Below are 20761 nucleotides of genomic sequence, written 5' to 3' on the forward strand. Positions count from 1 at the left end.
CATCAGAAAGTGAAAGGAGAAACTGCCATGCCGGAAATCAATCTTGAAGATTTGGGGAAAACAATCAGCAGTGCTGCTGAGAACGTCAGCAGGAAAACGGAGGCTTTTATTGAAAGCCAGAGACTGAAGGCACAGATTCATTCTGCAGAGCGCTCTGCAGAAAAGGAATATAAGGATCTGGGAGAACTGATATTTCAGAGATATGCGGTGGGAGAAGCTGTTGACGATGAGGCCGCATTGATCTGTGAGGAAATTTCTCAGATTCAGATGAGCATCGCGGAACTAAAAGCGGAACTGGCTGCAAAGCGTGGATATAAGATCTGTCCGGTGTGTCAGGCGGAGGTCATGGAAGGGGCTGCGTACTGTATGAAATGCGGCTCTAAGATCGCCGACGAGGAGCCATACGAAGACGATATCACTGAGCCTGAAACTTCAGAAGAAAAAGCTGAGGGTGAACCGGAATCAGGTCCAGAGGAAGAGGTAACAGAGCAGGAAGAAACGATATTCGGCGAGAAGACGGAATAAAGAGGCACAGAAAGGAATGTAACAATGGTATTTGTTGGAATTGCGGCTCTTGTTTTTCTGCTCGACTGGTATGTGAAAAAAAAGGCTGAGGCAAATCTGAAGGAGGACACCGTCCGGGAAGTTGCAGGAGACAGGATCCTGCTTCGCAGACTGCACAATCCCGGAGTTGCGTTCGGATTTCTCGGGAAACAGCCCAAGGCTGCATTGTGCGGAACGGCGGCGGTGATCGGAGGACTGATCATACAGTTTGTCCGCGAGCTGAAAAACGGGGGCAGCCGGATAACGAAAGTCGGCTATGCGTTGTTGATCGGAGGAGGACTTAACAACCTTGCGGACAGAAAGCAGAAGGGATATGTGACGGATTATTTCAGCTTTAATGTGAAATGGCAAAAGTTCAGTAATCTTGTGTTTAATCTCTCGGATATGTTTATCTTTTTGGGCGGACTTCTGGTCTGTGCAGGGAAGATCAGGAAAAAGAAATAGCAGACGGGCAATGTATGGTCCGGGCGAAATTGGATAAAATAAAAAATGCCTTGGGGCAGTTGATTAAAATCAAGTGCTTCCGGGGCGTCTTATTTGATACGGTTAATTGATAAAAATAAAAAAGATGCAGGAGATGGGACTTGAACCCACACGACATTGCTGCCACAGGCACCTGAAGCCTGCGCGTCTGCCAATTCCGCCACTCCTGCATAACTTTTATGATGCGTGTCTTCCCGACTCGCAAGATATATTGTATCTGGTTTGGGCAGAAATGTCAATCCCTATTTTATAGTTTTTTGACACAATAGTTACTATTCACAGCTGATATGGATATATAGACGGACTCGTCATGCTTGCATGTAAGAGGATGACTGTACATCCATATCAAGCCTGCGAAGCAGGAACTCCACCCACATAAGCAGTCTTAGCTCTGTAAGGAGCGAGACTGGAGCCTCAAAGAGGCGACGAATGCGCATGTGGGGGGCTGTGAATAGTAACACTCAAATGAGAAATAAAAAAATCCCTGTGTATCTGAACGTGCACAGGGGATCAAATAAAAAAGATGCAGGAGATGGGACTTGAACCCACACGACATTGCTGCCACAGGCACCTGAAGCCTGCGCGTCTGCCAATTCCGCCACTCCTGCATAACTCTTATGATGCGTGTCTTCCCGACTCGCAAGGTATATTGTATCTGGTTTGGGAGCAAATGTCAATCCCTAATTTCAAGAAAATTCCTGTTAATACGCGGGGAACGGTGCCATAATGCGGTGCAAACCTGATGAAAAAGGTTGAAATGCGTGATATAATATGGTAAACTCTTTTAGATATAAAAGAGCGCGTAAACTCTTTTTTTTTGCACATATGCACGGATTTCCGTGTTTTTTAAAGAAAGGAATACGGTGGAATGATGAAAGCTTTTCTGATTTTAGAAGACGGACATGTATTTTCGGGAACCAGTATCGGTTCCAGGAAAGAAGTGATCAGTGAGATTGTATTTAATACGTCAATGACCGGGTATTTAGAGGTGCTGACAGACCCATCCTATGCGGGCCAGGCTGTCTGTATGACCTATCCGCTGATCGGGAATTATGGCATCTGCTACGAAGACAGCGAATCGCTGCGTCCCTGGCCGGATGGATATATCGTGAGAGAATTATCAAGAATGCCGAGCAACTTCAGGAGCGAAGACACGATTCAGAATTTCCTGAAAAAGTTTGATATTCCCGGAATCGCCGGAATTGATACGCGTGCCCTGACCAAGATCCTGAGGGAAAAAGGGACCATGAACGGCATGATCACGACGAACGAAAATTACGAAATAGAAAAAATCATTCCTAAATTAAAAGAGTACACAACCGGCAGGGTTGTGGAAAAAGTAACCTGTTCTGAAAAATCTGTGTTAAAGGGAAAAGGTAAAAAGGTCGCACTTCTTGATCTCGGTGCGAAAAACAATATTGCAAAATCCCTGAATCAGCGAGGCTGTCAGGTGACGGTCTATCCGGCGCTTACGACAGCGGAGGAGATACTTTCCGGAAATCCGGACGGCATCATGCTCTCTAATGGTCCTGGCGACCCCAAAGAATGCACATCCATTATTACCGAGATAAAAAAATTATATCATTCTGACGTCCCCATCTTTGCGATCTGTCTGGGACATCAGCTGATGGCGCTTGCCGCGGGCGCGGACACCCATAAGATGAAATATGGACACCGGGGCGGAAATCATCCGGTGAAAGACTTGAAAACGGGCCGTGTCTATATCTCTTCACAGAATCACGGCTACGTGGTAGACACTGACAGACTGGATCCTGCTATTGCTGTTCCGGCATTTATCAACGTCAACGACGGTACAAACGAAGGGCTTTCTTATATCGGAAAGAATATCTTTACGGTTCAGTTTCACCCGGAAGCCTGTCCGGGACCGCAGGATTCCGGTTACCTGTTTGACCGGTTTATGGAAATGATGGGAGGTACAAAGTAATGCCGAAGAATCCAGATATCAAGAAAGTATTAGTACTTGGCTCGGGTCCGATCATTATCGGCCAGGCTGCGGAATTTGATTATGCGGGCACACAGGCCTGCCGTTCCCTGAAAGAAGAAGGGATCGAGGTGGTGCTTCTGAATTCCAATCCCGCTACCATCATGACGGATAAGGACATTGCCGATAAGGTATATATCGAGCCACTGACTGTGGAGGTTGTGGAACAGCTGATCATGAAAGAAAAACCGGACAGTATCCTTCCGACACTGGGAGGCCAGGCCGGACTTAATCTGGCGATGGCGCTGGATGAAAACGGATTTCTGGAGGAAAACGGCGTCCGGCTGATCGGCACGACGGCTCAGACGATCAAAAAGGCAGAGGATCGTCTGGAGTTTAAAATGACGATGGAAAAAATCAATGAACCCATCGCAGCCTCACAGGTAGTGGAGACGGTGGAGGATGGAATCGCATTCACCAATACCATCGGCTATCCGATCGTTTTACGCCCGGCATATACGCTGGGAGGCAGCGGCGGCGGAATTGCCCGCAATGAAGAAGAACTGGTTGAAATCCTCCAGAACGGTCTTCGCCTGTCACGCGTGGGGCAGGTTCTGGTGGAGCGCTGTATCGCCGGCTGGAAGGAAATAGAGTATGAAGTGATGCGTGACGGAAGCGGAAACTGCATTACGGTCTGTAACATGGAGAATATCGATCCTGTGGGGGTACACACCGGTGACAGTATCGTTGTGGCGCCGTCACAGACGCTGGGGGACAAGGAATATCAGATGCTCCGTACCTCGGCGCTGAACATCATCAGTGAGCTGAATATCACCGGAGGATGCAATGTTCAGTATGCACTGCATCCGGAAAGCTTTGAATACTGTGTGATCGAGGTGAACCCGCGGGTGAGCCGGTCCTCTGCCCTGGCATCCAAGGCGACGGGATATCCGATCGCGAAGGTTGCTGCGAAAATCGCACTGGGTTATACACTGGATGAAATTCCCAATGCGATCACCGGAAAGACGTATGCGAGTTTTGAGCCGATGCTGGATTACTGTGTCGTGAAGATGCCGCGGCTGCCGTTTGACAAATTTATCAGCGCGAAGCGGACACTGACGACCCAGATGAAGGCGACGGGCGAGGTCATGAGTATCTGCAGCAACTTCGAGGGCGCCCTGATGAAAGCGATCAGGTCGCTGGAACAGCACGTGGACAGCCTGATGTCCTATGATTTCACAGATCTCACAGACGATATGCTTCTGGAAGAACTGGAGATCGTGGATGATATGAGGATCTGGAGGATCGCGGAGGCCATCAGGCGTTCGATGGAACCGGAACTCATCCATGACATCACGAAGATAGACCGCTGGTTTATCGATAAGCTTTCCATCCTGGTTGAGATGGAGATGGAACTGAAGACGCACAAGCTTACGCCGGACCTGCTGACAGAGGCAAAGCGGCTGGAATTTCCGGATCATGTAATTGCGAAACTAACGGGAAAAACGGCGGATGACATCAAGGCGATGCGAAAAGCAAATGATATTGTGGCGGTCTTTAAGATGGTTGACACGTGTGCGGCTGAATTCGCGGCGGCTACGCCGTATTATTATTCGGTGCACGGCGGTGAAAATGAGGCTGTCTGTACGGAAGGAAAGAAGAAAGTCCTCGTATTGGGATCTGGGCCGATCCGAATCGGACAGGGTATTGAATTTGATTTCTGCTCCGTACACTGTACCTGGGCATTTGCAAAAGAGGGATACGAGACGATCATCGTCAACAACAACCCGGAAACCGTGAGTACGGACTTTGACATCGCCGACAAGCTGTATTTTGAGCCGCTGACACCGGAAGACGTGGAGAACATCGTGGATATCGAGAAACCGGACGGAGCAGTCGTTCAGTTCGGCGGGCAGACAGCGATCAAGCTGACAGAAGCACTGATCAAAATGGGAGTTAAGATCCTCGGAACTTCCGCAGAAAATGTAGACGCGGCAGAGGACAGGGAGCTCTTTGACAAAATCCTGGAGGAATGCCGGATTCCGAGGCCGCAGGGACATACGGTGTTTACAGCGGAAGAGGCGAAGAAGGCGGCGAATGAGCTCGGCTATCCGGTGCTCGTGAGACCATCATACGTACTCGGCGGACAGGGAATGCAGATCGCGATCAGCGACAACGATATCGATGAGTTTATCGGGATCATCAACCGGATCGCTCAGGAGCATCCGATCCTTGTCGATAAATATCTGGTTGGAAAAGAAATAGAAGTAGACGCCGTATGTGACGGCGAGGACATTGTGATCCCGGGTATCATGGAGCATATTGAGCGTGCAGGAATACATTCCGGTGACAGTATCTCAGTTTATCCGGCACAGAGCATCAGTGACAAGGCGAAGGAGACGATCGAGGAGTATACGAGAAGGCTGGCAAGATCGCTCCACGTGGTCGGCATGATCAATATTCAGTTTATCGTGTGCGAGGAAGAAGTGTATGTGATCGAAGTGAATCCGCGTTCCAGCCGTACGGTACCGTATATCAGCAAGGTGACGGGCATCCCGATCGTACCGCTGGCCACGAAGGTGATCCTGGGACATAAATTAAAGGATCTCGGTTATGCACCGGGACTTCAGCCGGAGGCGGAGCATATTGCCATCAAAATGCCGGTATTCTCATTCGAGAAGATCCGCGGTGCGGATATCAGTCTCGGGCCGGAAATGAAATCGACGGGCGAGTGCCTTGGAATCGCTAAGACATTCAATGAGGCGCTGTACAAGGCGTTCCTGGGTGCGGGAATCAATCTTCCGAAGCATAAGAACATGATCATCACCGTGAAAGACGAGGATAAAGAAGATGTGATCGATATCGCGAAAAGATTTCAGGAGATCGGCTATCGCATCTATGCGACCAGAAGCACCGCCAAAGTCCTGAATGAAAATGGTGTGGAGGCGATCAGAACCAACAAAATTGAACAGCCGTCGCCGAACCTGATGGATCTGATTCTCGGCCATAAGATTGATCTTGTCATCGATACGCCGACTCAGGGAGTCGAAAAGGCAAAAGACGGGTTTATCATCCGAAGGAATGCGATTGAAACAGGGGTGAATGTCCTGACTTCACTGGATACAGCGACAGCGCTCGTCACAAGCCTGGAAAATACGGATAAGAACAGACTGACCCTGATCGATATTGCAACCATTGAATAGGATACTAGTTGCAGCGGGATACACATACAATTGATAAAAGGCAAAAATGCAGATTGGAGTAGTTGTGAGTTTTATAGAATTGTTAAAAGTTATCTTCCTGGGAATTGTGGAAGGGATTACGGAATGGCTGCCGGTGAGCAGTACGGGCCATATGATACTGGTAGACGAATTCATCAAACTGAATGTCAGCGCTGAATTCCTGCAGATGTTTCTGGTCGTCATCCAGCTGGGTGCGATCCTGGCGGTTGTGCTGATCTACTGGAACAAGCTGTGGCCGTTTCACAGAAAACCGGCGGAAGTGTCGGAGAGTTTCTGGCAGAATTACAGTGAGAACAGGCTGGTCGGTTCTCTTCAGCAGTTTGCTGATAACCACGTGTCGATGAATAAGATCATTATGTGGCTGAAGATCGCAGTATCCTGCCTGCCCGCGATGATCATTGCGATTCCATTTAACGACTTTATCGAAGAAAAGCTGAATAATTACGTTGTGGTAGCTGTCATGTTGATCGTTTATGGTATCCTGTTTATCATCATCGAGAATTATAACAAACGGCGCAGGCCTAAGATGCGCAGGATCAGCGAGATCACCTGGACGACAGCGCTGCTGATCGGTGTGTTCCAGGTACTCTCCATCGTTCCGGGGACGTCGCGTTCCGGAGCGACGATCATCGGCGGTATCCTGCTGGGAACTTCCAGAAAACTGGCTGCCGAGTATACGTTCTTCCTTGCGGTTCCGGTGATGTTCGGCGCGAGCCTGCTCAAAGTGGTGAAATTCGGTTTCAGTTTCACTGGACCGGAGATTATCTATCTGCTTGTCGGGATGCTGGTCGCATTTGTGGTTTCGATTTTCTGTATTAAGTTCCTGATGAGTTATATCAGGAAACATGATTTTAAAGTATTCGGATGGTACCGGATCGTACTTGGTATTTTGATTTTGGGATACTTTGCAGGCAAAACATTGTTTGCATAATTTTGATACCAGGGTCAAAAGGTCGTGGGTATCATGGGGGCAAAAACCTTTTGACCCCAACATGATAATTGATGGGAGGTTTTCAAATGGGTAAGAAAAAGATTGTGGTGGCACTCGGGCACAGAGCTCTCGGCGCCACGCTTCCGGAGCAGAAAGAAGCGACAAGGAGAACGGCAAAAGTCATTGCCGACCTGGTGGAAGCCGGGGCTGATATCGTGATTTCCCACAGCAATGCACCACAGGTAGGAATGATCCATACGGCAATGAATGAATTTGGCAAGTCGCATCCGAATTACACGCATGCACCGATGTCGGTGTGCTCGGCGATGAGCCAGGGATACATCGGTTATGACCTTCAGAATTCCATACGCGAAGAGCTGCTGAACCGCGGAATCTACAAGCCGGTCTGCACGGTTCTGACTCAGGTGACAGTGGATCCGTATGACGATGCATTCCATAAGCCGGTCAAAGTCATAGGACGTTATATGACGGAGGCGGAGGCCGAGGAGGAAGAAGAAAAAGGAAATTATGTGGTGAAGGAGGAGCAGGGATACCGCCGTATTGTTGCAGCGCCAAGACCGCAGGAGGTTATAGAGATTGATTCGATCAAAGCCCTCCTGGCGGCGGGTCAGATCGTGATCGCAGCAGGCGGGGGCGGCATCCCGGTACTGCAGCAGGGGACACAGCTGCGGGGAGCAAGCGCGGTGATCGAAAAGGATTACGCGAGCGGAAAGATGGCGGAAGCTCTGGACGCGGATGAACTGCTGATTTTAACGAGTGTGGAGAAGGTTTCGCTCAGTTTTAACACGGAGCAGGAAGAACTTCTGGGCGAGATTTCTGTTGCGGAAGCAAAAGAATATATGGGACAGGGTCAGTTTGAACCGAACACCATGCTTCCCAAAGTAGAAGCATCGGCAGAGTTCGTAGGAAAAAAGGAAGGCAGAAGAGCAGTCATCACCTCCATCGATAAAGCAAGGGAAGGATACCTCGGCAAAACGGGGACAATCATCCGCTGACAGATCACACATGAAATCCATGGATTCCTCATGCGGGAACCCGTGGATTTTTCAACGAAAGGGATAAGGATATGAATGTATTATTTATCAACAGCTGTATGAGAGAGGGACAGTCCAGGACACTGAAAATTGCACAGGCATTTTTGGAAGAATTAAAATCCCGCAATCCCCAGATGATTATCACAGAGAAAAATCTCATGGACATAAACCCGCCTTATATGACGAGAGAAAGCTTCGGGAAGAGAAATGAGCTCATCGGGAAGAAAGAGTACGCGCATCCGATGTTTGATCTGGCGCATGAATTTGCACAGGCGGATGCAATCGTGATCGCAGCGCCGATGTGGGAGTTCAGTTTTCCGGCTGTGCTGCGCTCATATATAGAGAACATCTCAGTGGCAGGCATCACATTTCGGTACACAGACCATGGAAGCGAAGGACTATGTAAGGCTGACAGGCTTTTATTCATCACGAGCAGGGGTGCTGATTTTGCAGACGGTCCCATGAAAGCGTGTGAGATGGGTGAGCGGTATCTCCGGGCGGTGTGCGGGATGTATGGGATCGATGAGGTAACCTGCCTTGCTGCGGACGGACTGGATGAATATTTTACGAAAACCGATGCTATCGTCGCGGACGCCGTAAGACGGGCGGGGGAGCTGGCGGCAGGCTGGCCGCTGCCTGCTGAAGTTCAGGGAGAATAGAAACAGACAAAATAAAAGACTCGCGAAAGCGGGTCTTTTATTTTGTCTGTGAAACATCAACCTGATTTTCAGATAAAAGGAGAAGGCGATATGATAAATTTGGGGAGCAGATAGCGCTATAATATAATGTGAGGTGTTAGAAAGACGTGATCAATGAAATAAAATGATGTCGGGAGGGAAGCAAAAATGAAGGAGATTAAAAAATTCAAGCGTGTACTGGTTGCCAACCGGGGGGAGATTGCCATCCGTATCTTCCGGGCGTGTCATGAACTGGGGATCCGGACGGTGGCTGTCTATTCTGAAGAGGATAAGAATACCTTATTTCGAAGCAAGGCGGATGAGGCATACCGGGTTGGCAAGGGGAAGACTCCGGTGGGGGCTTATCTGGGCATCGATGAGATCATTGCCCTGGCCAGAGCGAAGGGTGTGGATGCCATCCACCCGGGGTACGGTTTTCTGGCGGAAAATGCTGATTTTGCGAGGGCATGCGCTGATGCGGGGATTGAGTTTATCGGACCGACAGCGGACATGATGGAGAAAATGGGAGATAAAGTGAAGTCCAAGCTGGTGGCGCAGTCTGTGGGGGTACCTACGATTCCCGGCGTTGAAAAGGTGATCGATACGGAGGAGGAGGCGCTCGAGGCAGCCAGAATCTGTGGATTTCCTGTGATGCTGAAAGCAGCCGCCGGAGGCGGCGGCAGGGGGATGCGGATCGTAAATTCAGAGGAAGAGCTTCTGCCCCAGTTCCGCAGCGCCCGCAGTGAGGCGGAAAAGGCGTTTGGCATTGATGATATTTTTATTGAAAAATATCTGGAAAACCCCAAACACATTGAGGTGCAGATTCTGGGGGACAAAGAGGGCAATATTGTGCATCTGTACGAGAGGGACTGTTCTATCCAGAGGCGGCATCAGAAGGTGATTGAGTTTACGCCCTCTCTGTGTCTGACGGAGGCGCAGCGGCAGGCGATATGTGAGGATACGCTGAAGATCGCCAGGGCAGTCTCATACCAGAGCGCGGGGACGGTGGAATTCCTGGTGGACCAGAAGGGAGATCATTACTTCATTGAAATGAACCCCAGAATCCAGGTAGAACATACGGTGTCAGAGATGGTAACGGGTATCGACATTGTTCAGGCACAGCTGTTTATCGCTCAGGGATATACGCTGGATTCTGACAAGATAGGAATATCAGGACAGGAGAGTATCGGCTGTCTGGGCTATTCCATACAGTGCCGGATCACCACGGAGAATCCGGCCAATGATTTCATGCCCGACACTGGAGTGATCGAGACTTACCGGAGTCCCGGAGGAATCGGGATCCGAATTGATGGAGGAAACAGCTTCCAGGGGGCCCAGATCACCCCCTTCTATGACAGTCTGCTGCTGAAAGTCATTGCCTATGGCAGAAAATTCGAGGACGTGAGGCGAAAAGCCATGCGTGCGTTACAGGAGACACAGATTAAAGGTGTGGAGACAAATATTCCGTTTCTGCTGAATGTGCTGAATCATCCGGCATTTGCGGCGGGGACGTGTGACACGGGTTTTATCGCCAGGAATCCGGAACTGCTGGATATCAAGAAGACCCAGGACCGGGAGCAGAAAGTACTGGCATTTCTGGGAAATAAGTACGTCAATGAGAGCAAGGGGAAAAAACCGTATTTCAATGTACCTGTATTTCCGAGATTTCAGGATAAAGAACTGGCAGGACTTCAGGGGACCAGGCAGCTTTTTGAGCAGTTGGGGGATCGGAAGTTCTGCGACTGGATCCTGAATCAGAAGAGGCTTTTGATTACGGACACCACCATGCGCGATGCGCAGCAGTCACTGATGGCTACCCGGGTTCGGACTGTGGACATGGAAAAAATAGCGCCGGCAGTTTCCGTCTATGGGAAAGATCTCTTCTCACTGGAGATGTGGGGCGGCGCTACCTTTGATACGTCTTTTCGTTTTCTTGGGGAATCTCCGTGGGAAAGACTGGACACACTGCGCGGGAAGATCCCAAACCTGCTGTTTCAGATGCTGATCCGGGGTGCTAACGGCGTGGGATATAAAAACTATCCGGATAATGTGATCCGGAACTTTGTGCGGCAGTCGGCCGAAGCGGGCATTGATCTGTTCCGCATCTTTGACTCACTCAACTGGATTCCGGGCATGGAGGTGGCTCTGGATGAGACACTGAATCAGGGGAAACTGGCTGAGACCTGCATCTGTTATACCGGTGATATTCTGGATGAATCCAGGACGAAATACAACCTGTCTTATTATGTGAGGATGGCAAAAGAACTGGGAAAACGCGGCACCCACATTCTGGGAATCAAGGATATGTCGGGCCTGTTAAAACCCATGGCGGCTGCAAAACTGATCGGTGCTCTGAAACAGGAGATTGGAATCCCGATTCATTTACATACCCATGATACTTCCGGAAACGGAGTGGCCACGGTTCTGATGGCAGCTCAGGCGGGAGTAGACATCGCGGACGCTGCGGTCAATTCCATGAGCGGGCTGACCTCCCAGCCGGCTTTGAATTCGGTGGCAGCAGCCCTGGAAAACAGTCGGAGAAGTACAGGCCTGAACATTGATGGACTTCAGAAAATTTCAGATTACTGGCAGGATGTAAGGCCGGTGTATGCCGGATTTGAATCAGAACTTGTGACCTCCACCGCCGAGATATATAAATACGAGATTCCCGGCGGACAGTACTCTAATCTGAAGCCTCAGGTGGAGAGTTTTGGACTGGGGCACCGTTTTGAAGAGGTAAAGGAAATGTATAAGCAGGTCAATGAGATGCTGGGGGATATCGTAAAGGTGACGCCAACCTCTAAAGCAGTGGGAGACCTGGCTATCTTTATGGTGCAGAATGATCTTACGCCGGAAAATATCTGTGAAAAAGGAGCCGGTATGGATTTTCCGGATTCCATTACATCATATTTTGAGGGTATGATGGGGCAGCCTGAGGGAGGATTTCCAAAAGAGCTCCAAAAGATCGTACTGAAGGGGAAGACGCCGATTACGGTTCGGCCTGGGGAGCTGCTGCCGCCCGAGGATCTTGACGGTATCCGGCAGTATCTGAAGTCGGAACTGGGGCTTCAGGGCACGGACAGGGAAGTGATCAGCTATGCGCTCTATCCGAAGGTATTTGAGGATTACGTAAAAAGCCAGCGCCAGGACGGCAATTTCCGTTATATGGGTTCGGATATCTTCTTTCATGGGCTGGAGGAGGGGGAGACCTGTGAGGTAAAACTGGGTGAGGGCAGTTTCCTGGTGGTGAAACTGTGCGAGGTAAGACCTGCGGATGACGAGGGATATCGCGAGGCTGTCTTTGAAGTGAATGGAAATCGCCGCAGTATCCGAATCAAGGATCTGGATGTGGCGGAACATGCGCATAATGCAGTGCTGTATGCAGACCCGGAGAATCCGAAAGAGGTTGGCGCCCATATCCCGGGAAATATCGTGAAAGTATTTGTAAAAGAAGGGGAAAGTGTAACCGAAGGGCAGCCCGTGGCGCTGATTGAAGCTATGAAGATGGAAAGCAATATCCTGGCTGCAGCTTCCGGGCTGGTAGAGCGAATCTACGCTTCGGAAGGAGAACAGGTGAAGGCGGGGCAGATGCTTATAAGGCTGGGAGAATAAAATCAGATTCGGATAACTATAAGGACCCGGCAGATTTGCGTATCTGCCGGGCCCTGTCCCGCTGCTCAGGTTTTTGAGATGCCTTTCATGGTCAGCCGTACTGCATTGTCAACGATATCTACCAGACTCCTGCCGGTTTCGTCGAAGCACCACAGTGTCTCCGCTCCGAGAAGAGCCACGATTAACTCTTCTACATAGTGATCGCTGGGTATGTCATCGCGGAGCTGGTTCTCCTGCTTGCCTTTCTCCACGATTTTCTTCAGTATACGAAGGAGTGTACGGTCTTTGCTGATAAAACTATAATCAGGAAACGAAAAAAAATTGGAGATCATCGCCTTTATAATCCCCTTTCCGTTGTTCTCGTGTTTTGTATAGGCTGTGCGGATAAAGTCCATCAGCATATCCGAAAAGCATTCCTTTTCCACCTGCTGATAGATACGTTCGTACTGTTCATCCGCCATTTTAATATTATAAAAAATAATGTCTGCTTTTGAATCAAAATATGTATAAAAACTTCCTTTTGCCACGTTTGCCTCGGTCGTAATATCTTCGATATTGACGTTGTTGTATCCTTTTTCATTGATGACCTTTAAGGCGGATTCATAGATCTTTTCCCTGGTTTTTAAAGCCATCTGTTTTCTTTTCGTCATATTGCTTATTTCATCCTTCTCAATTATTCGGGTGCCGGCTTTATTGTACCATCATGCCGAGCGCCATGGTACGGATCGTCTCCACCATCAAGTCGGCCAGGCTCTGTCCGCCGGTGTCGAAACACCAGATGACTTCCACTCCCGCCATGGCAGAGAGCAGCTGCGACACACACTCGGTGGCAGTTCGGCTGCCGCTGACTTCTCCGCTGTCGATCCCCTTCTCCACGATGCGCAGGAGACAGCGGAACAGCGAACGGTTCTGCTGGTAAAAATCATATTCGGGGAAAGAAAAATAGTTGGAGATAATCGCTTTGATGATACCCTTGCCGCGCTTTTCATATTCCGCATAGGACAGGCGGATGAAATGCATGATCGTAGGTAAGAAGGTTTCCTGCACTGTCTGCTGATACGCCCATTCATAGATCGCATCCGAGCGCTGGATGGTATCCAGTACGATGGTTTCTTTCGACTTGAAATACGTATAAAAACTGCCGCTGGCCACACCGGCCCGGGAGGTAATGTCCTCGATTGTGGTATTGCCGAAGCCCTTTTCGTTGATAACCTCCATGGCGGCCTGGAAGATCCTGTCTTTGGTTTCCAGTGCCTGCTGCTGGCGTCTGGTTAGTCTGGTTGGATTGTTATTTTGCATATGTGACCCTCGATCCTAAGAATTTCTGATTATTCATCTGTTCCGTAGCACTTTAAAAGGTATGGGTCGATCTGATAAAAGTCTTGAATGTGCATACAAACTAGTTGCCGCAGTTTGGAAAGCTCGCTGTTGCAGATGGCTTCTATGATGGGCAGATGGTGGTGAATCTGCTGCAAACTGTCTTCGATGCTGGTGTATTTGGAAATCTGTATCAGATGAATCTGTTGATAAATCGCTTTCTGGTGTTGGTATAGAATGGTGTTTCCGGAAATTTCGGCAATCTTCAGATGAAAATCGCCGTCTGCACGGATCCGCTCGTAGATATTTCCCTGCTCGGCAGCTTGTTCACATGCGGCAGCCAGGCGTTTCAGTTCTTCGAAATTTGCTGCGCTGCCATAATAGGATGCCAGTTCTGCGGAAAGGATGTCCTGTACGAGGCGGATGGAACCGATGTCCCGGATTTCCTTGTCCGTAAACTCCGCGACGACGGCGCTTCGGTTGGACTTAATGGTGACCAGCGCTTCTGATGCCAGACGTCTGATCGCGTCGTGAACGGGTGTACGGCTGATGTTTAACTGTGAGGAGATCTGTAGCTCGGATATTTTCTCGCCCGGCAGTAACTCCATATGAAAGATCTGTTCTTTTAATGTTTCATAAGCAATGCTACTTTGAGAACGCATGGATCATGCTCCTTTTTCATTTCTTTTTGATATGGAAAAACCTGCTATTTTTATCCAATTATAGTTATTATACCCTAATAAAGTGCATTTTGCAAATGATTTTTTAGAACAATTTACACAAAAAAAACGAGTAAATTTCTTCTGTATTGTTCATTGACTTTTTGCATGGAAAACAATATATTGGATGTAACTATAGTAATTGCATGCAATTATTGCAAATAGCATGGAATGTGAAATGACAAAAGAATTAAGGAGGTATTAAAAATGTCCAGTAAGAAGGCAATCATGGACGGAAACGAAGCAGCTGCATATATCTCATATGCGTTTACGGAGGTTGCTGGGATTTTCCCGATCACCCCTTCATCCCCAATGGCGGAACATGTGGATGAGTGGGCGGCAAACGGCAAAAAGAACTTGTTTGGTCAGCCGGTAGAAGTAGTGGAAATGCAGTCGGAAGGGGGCGCTGCGGGTACCGTTCACGGAGCGCTGCAGGCGGGTGCTCTGACGACCACTTATACGGCTTCGCAGGGACTGCTTCTGATGATTCCGAATATGTATAAGATTGCGGGTGAGATGCTTCCGGGAGTCTTTCATGTATCGGCCAGGACTCTTTCGGCTCATGCACTTTCTATATTCGGTGACCACTCTGACGTCATGGGAGTCAGGAGCACAGGGTTTGGCATGCTTGCATCCTCTTCTCCGCAGGAAGTCATGGACCTGGGGGCGGTAGCACATCTGGCGGCTATTCACGGCAGAATGCCGATCCTGCATTTCTTCGATGGGTTCCGTACGTCACACGAGATTCAGAAGATCGATGCACTTGATTATGAAGACCTCAGACCGCTGCTGGATATGGATGCAGTACGCGCGTTCCGTGCAAACTCTTTGAATCCGGAGCATCCTGCCACCAGAGGAACCACGGTAAATCCGGATATTTTTTTCCAGTGCCGTGAGGCTTTAAATGTAAAATACGACAAGATCCTTGATTCCGTAGAACATTACATGGGAGAGATCAATAAGTTGACCGGCCGGGACTATCATCTGGTGAACTACTACGGGGCAGCGGATGCAGAGCGGGTGATCGTACTCATGGGATCAGCAGCAGAGACCGCAAAGGAAACCATCGATTACCTGGTGGCTAAGGGAGAGAAGGTCGGAATGCTGAACGTACATCTGTACCGCCCCTTCCCGGCAGAGTATTTCCTGAAGGCAGTTCCTGAGACGGCGAAGAAGATGGCGGTGCTGGACCGCACCAAAGAGCCGGGCGCCATGGGAGAGCCGCTGTACCAGGATATCTGTGCTGCCTATAAGGGAAAGGCGTCTGGCATGGAGATCGTAGCCGGACGCTATGGCCTGAGCTCCAAGGACACCACACCGGCACAGCTGGTAAGTGTGTTTGAAAATCTGAAGGAAGAACATCCGAAGGATAACTTCACCATCGGCATTGTGGATGATGTCACCTATACCTCACTCCCTGTGAGCGAGGAGATCAATACGACACCGGAAGGCGTAACCAATGCGGAATTCTGGGGATTAGGTTCAGACGGTACCGTCGGAGCCAATAAGAACTCCATCAAGATCATCGGTAATGCCACGGACCTGTACTGCCAGGCATACTTTGTATATGACTCCAAGAAATCAGGGGGACTGACACAGTCTCATCTGAGATTCGGCAAAGATCCCATCCGGGCTCCTTACCTGATCCAGGCGGCGGATTTTGTACAGTGCTCCAATCCATCCTATGTGAATAAGTACGATATGGTTGCCAATCTGAAAGAAGGCGGTATTTTCCTGCTGAACTGCAGCTGGGATCAGGATGAACTGGAGAGACACCTGCCTGCATCCATGAAACGTGCACTGGCGGAAAAACATGCCAGACTTTATACCATTGATGCCATCCGCATTGCCAGAGAGATTGGTCTCAGAAACCGGACCAATACCATTCTGCAGGCATCCTTCTTCAAACTGGCAGAGGTAATTCCTCTGGAACAGGCAGTGGAAGAGATGAAAAACGCCAACTACAAGTCCTACTTTAAGAAAAAAGGCCAGGAGATTGTAGATATGAACAACAACGCCATTGACTACGGGATCAATGAACTCAAAGAGATTCAGATTCCGGACAGCTGGGCGGCAGCGGAAGATGCACCGGATAAGCGCGATGTTCCGGAATTCATCACGGAAGTTGTCGATGTGATGAACCGTCAGCAGGGTGACGTTCTGAAAGTCAGCCAGATGACCAAGTACGGACTGGAGGATGGAACCTGGCCGTCCGGTACGACGAAATATGAGAAGCGGGGTGCGGCGGTGGACGTTCCCGAATGGGATGCCGCGAAATGTATTCAGTGTAACCAGTGTGCGCTGGTCTGCCCTCACGCCGCCATCCGTCCGGTTCTGGTTACCGAAGAAGAGAAGGCGGCGGCGCCGGCTGGATTTGAGACGGTACAGACCAAAGGAAAAGGTCTTGAGAAATATGAATACCGTATGCAGGTATCCCCTTACGACTGTACCGGATGCGGAAGCTGCGTGAATGTATGTCCGTCAAAAGAAAAGGCGCTGTCGATGAAACCTCTGGAGAGTCAGATCAAAGAGGCTGCCAACTGGAACTATGGTGTGGATGAGGTAGAAATCAAGAAAGATGCCATCAACAATAAGAGTGTTAAAAATATACAGTTTGCAAAACCATACTTTGAATTCTCGGGCGCCTGTGCCGGATGCGGCGAGACGCCGTACATCAAGCTGGTGACGCAGCTGTTCGGTGAAAGAATGTATATTACAAATGCATCCGGATGTTCTTCCGCGTACGGTGGATCCACTCCGGCATCACCGTACTGCACCGATAAGCGGGGATACGGGCCCAGCTGGGCGATGTCACTCTTTGAAGACAATGCGGAATATGCATATGGATATCTGCTGGGACAGGATACCATTAAAAAACAGCTGGTTGACAAGGTAGAGAAGCTGAAAGAGAGCGGTATCGCGCAGGAGGCATGTACAGCTTACCTTGAAAGAGGAAAGGATCCTGAGGTGACACGAGAGGTCAGCGACGCTCTTCTGGAAGCGATCGAAGGCGTGGAGAATGCAGAAGCTGCCTTTATCCGGGACAACAGGGAATTCCTCACCAAGAAGAGCGTATGGGCGTTCGGCGGCGACGGCTGGGCTTATGATATCGGTTACGGCGGTCTGGATCATGTGCTTGCAAGCGGACGCGATATCAACCTGCTGGTACTGGATACGGAGGTATATTCCAACACCGGCGGACAGGCTTCCAAGTCTACGGCTGCCAGCGCCATTGCCAAGTTTGCAGCAGGCGGAAAAGAGACCAAGAAGAAGGATCTGGGCATGATGGCGATGAGCTACGGCTATGTCTATGTGGCACAGGTGGCACTGGGCTCAGATCCTGCACAGACGCTGAAAGCGATCCGTGAGGCGGAAGCATACGACGGACCATCCCTGGTGATCTGCTACTGTCCGTGCATCGAGCACCATATGAAGGCTGCCATGGGCATGAGCATAACAGAAGAGAAGAATGCCGTTGATGCGGGATACTGGCATTTGTACCGTTACAATCCGGATCTGAAGAAGGAGGGCAGGAATCCCTTCCAGATGGATTCCAAAGAGCCTAAGGGCAGTTTCCGCGATTTCCTGATGGGAGAGAACCGGTATGCGTCCCTGAAGATCGCATTCCCGGAGAAAGCGGAAGAACTGTATGCCAAGGCGGAGGCAGATGCGAGAGAGCGTTATGAGTCCTACATGAGGCTGACACAGCAATAATACCAAGGGATTTTCCTTCGGGAAAATCCCTTGGAGGCAAATTGCACAAAATACTGACAAAAATATTATGGTATTTACTATATTTACACAAAGAGCGATTACTGTTACAATTAAATCAACACATTGAATGACAATCAATGAATAAGACCCAATGAAAATCGGGCAAGAAGGAGGAAATGAAAGTGTCAGCAGATATGAGCTATTTAAAGGACATGCCGATTGCTATCTTAGGCTGTGGTGCGGTAGGAAAGACGATGGCGGGGGATTGTGCACTGGCCGGATCCACAGTGAGACTTTGGGAACAGGAGAATTTTAAGCATAATCTGAAAAACCTGACGAGAACGGGAATTAAACTTACGGGTAACCAGTTCAGCTATTACGGATTTGAGAGACGCGGTGTAGGGCATGTGGATATGGTGACCACCGACATGGCGGAAGCGGTCAAAGGCGCCGGCATCATCATCGTAGCCACGGTTGCAATGGCACATGAGGCTGTCTTCCGTCAGCTTGTGCCGCTTCTGGAAGACGGTCAGGTGATCCATATCCTTCCGGATAACTGCGGTACCTTCGTGTGCAGAAAGATCATGCGCGAACTGAACTGTACGAAAAAAGTGATCGTGGGTGCCTGGTATACGGCTCCTTACGGCGTCCGCATCGTCAGACGCGGCGGTGTTGTGACGAACGAATGTAAGATCGAGGACCGTATCACCACCATCCGCGGTGCGGCCCTGCCTCACTCGGATACCGATGCGTTTATCGAGTCCGCACAGTACATACCGGCGCTGGATGCCATCCGCACCGGCGACGGCTTCGTAAAAGGCACTACCGTGGTAGACATTAACCTGTCCAACGTCAATCCGGTGATCCATGTACCGGGAACTGTTCTCGGCGCTGCGGTCATGCAGAACTTTGATACGGTATTGGGACAGGATAAGAAGAACTACTCTCTGTATGGATTTGCCCTGTGTCCTGCTATCGCAGAAGTACAGGCAGTCTTCTGGGAGGAAGAAAAGGCACTGGCTAAAGCCATGAAAGTAGACATTTGTACCGTTAACTATGAAGACTTCTTTTCTCGTACCACCATGTACGGCAAAGAGTACATGGGACCGGACTTTGCAGTACCGTTTGAGGAGAAATATGAGAACTTCTACGGTGATGGTCCTTTTGATCTGGAGAACCGTTACATCACAGAAGACGTTCCGGTAGGATGCTATCTGATTCAGCAGCTGGGCAGGAAGTACAATGTTCCGACACCGACGGTTGACTGCATGATCTATCTGGCAAATGTGATGATCAAACGCGACCTGATTGCAGGAAGCAAATATACTCTGGATTATCTGGATATTGATCATATGACAGATGAGCAGCTGCAGAAATATCTGTATGACGGAGAGTTTACTCCGAAACAGTGATATGAGGCGTAAGTTTCTCTCTCGTGGTTAAATATATGTGACTTTCAATTTGGGAAGGCCGTTTAGGAACAGTAGGCATATTTCAAATGGAATGATTGGAATATGCCTACTGTTTTACAAAAAAATATTGTATTAAAAAAAATACAAGAGAGAGATCTGCAGTTGTAAATTTGTTACCTTATAAGAAAGAGTAGGAGGATAAAGATGATTGAATTATTTATCAGCGCCTTTCTGAAGGGAGGCATGTATATCCTGATTGCCATGGGATTGTCGCTGGTTTATGGCGTCATGAAGATACCGAACTTTGCTCATGGAGAGTTCTATTTGATTGGTGCGTATTGCTCGTATATCGGGCTTTCCATGCTGAAACTTCCAGGTGTTGTTGTCATCGCCCTTGCGGCAGTGATGGGGTTTGTGTTTGGTGCGATTATTGAGCGTCTGACGTTCAACCCGCTGAGAAAGCGTTCGAAATCCGATTGGAGTCTGAACACGTTTCTCGTAACAGCAGGCATCAGTTTCGTGATACAGAATGTTGCACAGATGATCTTCACCGCGGAATTCTGGGGAGTTGAAAAGATCTGGCAGGGTTCCCTTAACATAGCCGGAATCAACATTCCGACAGACCGCGTGATTTCGTTTGTGATTGCAATCGCAGTGGTTATTATCTTCTGGGCATTTTTGAAAAAGACCAGGACGGGAAATGCGATCACGGCCGTTTCGGAGAACGAGGAGGGCGCCATGCTGATGGGCGTTCAGATCAATTCGATCCATACACTGACATTCGCGCTCAGCAGCATGCTGGCGGCGATTGCGGGAGCAGCGCTGATCTCCATCACGCCGGCATATCCTACGATGGGATTGAAACCACTGTATTCCGCGTGGTTTGTAGTCATACTGGTAGGGCTTGGCAATCTGGAGGCGACGATTGTGGGTGCATTCATCGTATCGTTTATTGAAGTGTTTGCAACGTATTATGTGGGTGCCGCTTGGGCAGATGCCGTATCACTTTCTGTTATCGTAGTGATTCTGCTGATTAAGCCGACCGGACTGTTTGGTAAGAGAGTGAAAGTATAAGAGAGGGGATTGAGGGATT

14 protein-coding genes and 2 tRNA genes are annotated in these 20761 nt (G+C 49.3%); 11 read left to right on the forward strand and 5 right to left on the reverse strand.

Going from position 1 to position 20761, the window contains the following annotated elements:
- Positions 1–27 precede the first annotated feature (27 nt).
- Together NQ502_RS13775 and NQ502_RS13780 are read left to right on the forward strand one after the other, a co-directional pair.
- A complete protein-coding gene (locus tag NQ502_RS13775) occupies positions 28–525 on the forward strand; it encodes a zinc ribbon domain-containing protein (RefSeq protein WP_049898091.1) in 498 nt (165 codons plus the stop codon).
- A 24-nt stretch (positions 526–549) separates the two neighbouring features.
- Entirely contained in the window at positions 550–1008 is a 459-nt protein-coding gene (locus NQ502_RS13780; RefSeq protein WP_049898092.1) for a signal peptidase II, read from the forward strand.
- Positions 1009–1133: 125 nt separating this feature from the next.
- Here the strand turns inward: NQ502_RS13780 and NQ502_RS13785 are convergent.
- Positions 1134–1217 (reverse strand) — tRNA-Leu (locus NQ502_RS13785).
- A 354-nt stretch (positions 1218–1571) separates the two neighbouring features.
- Positions 1572–1655, reverse strand: a tRNA-Leu gene (locus tag NQ502_RS13790).
- Between the two features lie 263 nt (positions 1656–1918).
- Between NQ502_RS13790 and NQ502_RS13795 the strand changes: the two genes are divergently transcribed.
- From NQ502_RS13795 to NQ502_RS13820, 6 genes are all read left to right on the forward strand, one after another.
- Positions 1919–2992, forward strand: coding sequence for a carbamoyl phosphate synthase small subunit (locus NQ502_RS13795; protein ID WP_028528770.1), 1074 nt, complete (start codon positions 1919–1921; stop codon positions 2990–2992).
- Positions 2992–6192, forward strand: a complete 3201-nt coding sequence (carB, locus tag NQ502_RS13800) for a carbamoyl-phosphate synthase large subunit (RefSeq protein WP_028528771.1) — start codon at positions 2992–2994, stop codon at positions 6190–6192. The genes NQ502_RS13795 and carB overlap by 1 nt, the downstream gene beginning before the upstream one ends.
- A gap of 46 nt (positions 6193–6238) precedes the next feature.
- Entirely contained in the window at positions 6239–7162 is a 924-nt protein-coding gene (locus tag NQ502_RS13805) for an undecaprenyl-diphosphate phosphatase (protein WP_407691143.1), read from the forward strand.
- An 86-nt stretch (positions 7163–7248) separates the two neighbouring features.
- Positions 7249–8178, forward strand: a complete 930-nt coding sequence (gene arcC / locus NQ502_RS13810) for a carbamate kinase (protein ID WP_028528773.1) — start codon at positions 7249–7251, stop codon at positions 8176–8178.
- A 71-nt stretch (positions 8179–8249) separates the two neighbouring features.
- Positions 8250–8876, forward strand: coding sequence for an FMN-dependent NADH-azoreductase (locus NQ502_RS13815; protein WP_044983279.1), 627 nt, complete (start codon positions 8250–8252; stop codon positions 8874–8876).
- Positions 8877–9062: 186 nt separating this feature from the next.
- On the forward strand, positions 9063–12506 hold the full coding sequence (locus NQ502_RS13820; RefSeq protein WP_044983280.1) for a pyruvate carboxylase: 3444 nt from the start codon (positions 9063–9065) through the stop codon (positions 12504–12506).
- A 65-nt stretch (positions 12507–12571) separates the two neighbouring features.
- Here NQ502_RS13820 and NQ502_RS13825 read toward each other — a convergent pair whose 3' ends face one another.
- From NQ502_RS13825 to NQ502_RS13835, 3 genes are read right to left on the reverse strand one after another with little or no spacing between them, the layout of a single operon-like run.
- Complete coding sequence (locus tag NQ502_RS13825; protein WP_028528775.1) at positions 12572–13156, reverse strand: TetR/AcrR family transcriptional regulator; 585 nt, start codon at positions 13154–13156, stop codon at positions 12572–12574.
- A gap of 40 nt (positions 13157–13196) precedes the next feature.
- The gene (locus NQ502_RS13830) at positions 13197–13805 is read right to left on the reverse strand and encodes a TetR/AcrR family transcriptional regulator (RefSeq protein WP_049898162.1); all 609 of its coding nucleotides are present in this window, start codon (positions 13803–13805) and stop codon (positions 13197–13199) included.
- A 29-nt stretch (positions 13806–13834) separates the two neighbouring features.
- Complete coding sequence (locus tag NQ502_RS13835) at positions 13835–14485, reverse strand: GntR family transcriptional regulator (protein ID WP_028528776.1); 651 nt, start codon at positions 14483–14485, stop codon at positions 13835–13837.
- A gap of 264 nt (positions 14486–14749) precedes the next feature.
- Between NQ502_RS13835 and nifJ the strand changes: the two genes are divergently transcribed.
- The 3 genes from nifJ (at position 14750) to NQ502_RS13850 (ending at position 20742) form a co-directional block, all read left to right on the forward strand.
- Positions 14750–18256, forward strand: coding sequence for a pyruvate:ferredoxin (flavodoxin) oxidoreductase (gene nifJ, locus NQ502_RS13840; RefSeq protein ID WP_028528777.1), 3507 nt, complete (start codon positions 14750–14752; stop codon positions 18254–18256).
- 176 nt (positions 18257–18432) lie between these two features.
- Entirely contained in the window at positions 18433–19668 is a 1236-nt protein-coding gene (locus NQ502_RS13845) for an NAD/NADP octopine/nopaline dehydrogenase family protein (RefSeq protein WP_028528778.1), read from the forward strand.
- 204 nt (positions 19669–19872) lie between these two features.
- Complete coding sequence (locus tag NQ502_RS13850; protein ID WP_028528779.1) at positions 19873–20742, forward strand: branched-chain amino acid ABC transporter permease; 870 nt, start codon at positions 19873–19875, stop codon at positions 20740–20742.
- The last annotated feature ends 19 nt before the right edge of the window (positions 20743–20761 follow it).

Source organism: Ruminococcus gauvreauii (assembly GCF_025151995.1).
GTDB classification, from domain to species: Bacteria; Bacillota; Clostridia; order Lachnospirales; family Lachnospiraceae; genus Ruminococcus_G; species Ruminococcus_G gauvreauii.

What these genes read in the sequence shown, in the direction of transcription:
- NQ502_RS13775 (WP_049898091.1), top strand. Translation starts at nt 28, where the DNA reads ATGCCGGAAATCAATCTTGAAGATTTGGGGAAAACAATCAGCAGTGCT.
- NQ502_RS13780 (WP_049898092.1), top strand. Translation starts at nt 550, where the DNA reads ATGGTATTTGTTGGAATTGCGGCTCTTGTTTTTCTGCTCGACTGGTAT.
- NQ502_RS13795 (WP_028528770.1), top strand. Translation starts at nt 1,919, where the DNA reads ATGAAAGCTTTTCTGATTTTAGAAGACGGACATGTATTTTCGGGAACC.
- carB (WP_028528771.1), top strand. Translation starts at nt 2,992, where the DNA reads ATGCCGAAGAATCCAGATATCAAGAAAGTATTAGTACTTGGCTCGGGT.
- NQ502_RS13805 (WP_407691143.1), top strand. Translation starts at nt 6,239, where the DNA reads ATGCAGATTGGAGTAGTTGTGAGTTTTATAGAATTGTTAAAAGTTATC.
- arcC (WP_028528773.1), top strand. Translation starts at nt 7,249, where the DNA reads ATGGGTAAGAAAAAGATTGTGGTGGCACTCGGGCACAGAGCTCTCGGC.
- NQ502_RS13815 (WP_044983279.1), top strand. Translation starts at nt 8,250, where the DNA reads ATGAATGTATTATTTATCAACAGCTGTATGAGAGAGGGACAGTCCAGG.
- NQ502_RS13820 (WP_044983280.1), top strand. Translation starts at nt 9,063, where the DNA reads ATGAAGGAGATTAAAAAATTCAAGCGTGTACTGGTTGCCAACCGGGGG.
- NQ502_RS13825 (WP_028528775.1), bottom strand. Translation starts at nt 13,156, where the DNA reads ATGACGAAAAGAAAACAGATGGCTTTAAAAACCAGGGAAAAGATCTAT.
- NQ502_RS13830 (WP_049898162.1), bottom strand. Translation starts at nt 13,805, where the DNA reads ATGCAAAATAACAATCCAACCAGACTAACCAGACGCCAGCAGCAGGCA.
- NQ502_RS13835 (WP_028528776.1), bottom strand. Translation starts at nt 14,485, where the DNA reads ATGCGTTCTCAAAGTAGCATTGCTTATGAAACATTAAAAGAACAGATC.
- nifJ (WP_028528777.1), top strand. Translation starts at nt 14,750, where the DNA reads ATGTCCAGTAAGAAGGCAATCATGGACGGAAACGAAGCAGCTGCATAT.
- NQ502_RS13845 (WP_028528778.1), top strand. Translation starts at nt 18,433, where the DNA reads ATGAAAGTGTCAGCAGATATGAGCTATTTAAAGGACATGCCGATTGCT.
- NQ502_RS13850 (WP_028528779.1), top strand. Translation starts at nt 19,873, where the DNA reads ATGATTGAATTATTTATCAGCGCCTTTCTGAAGGGAGGCATGTATATC.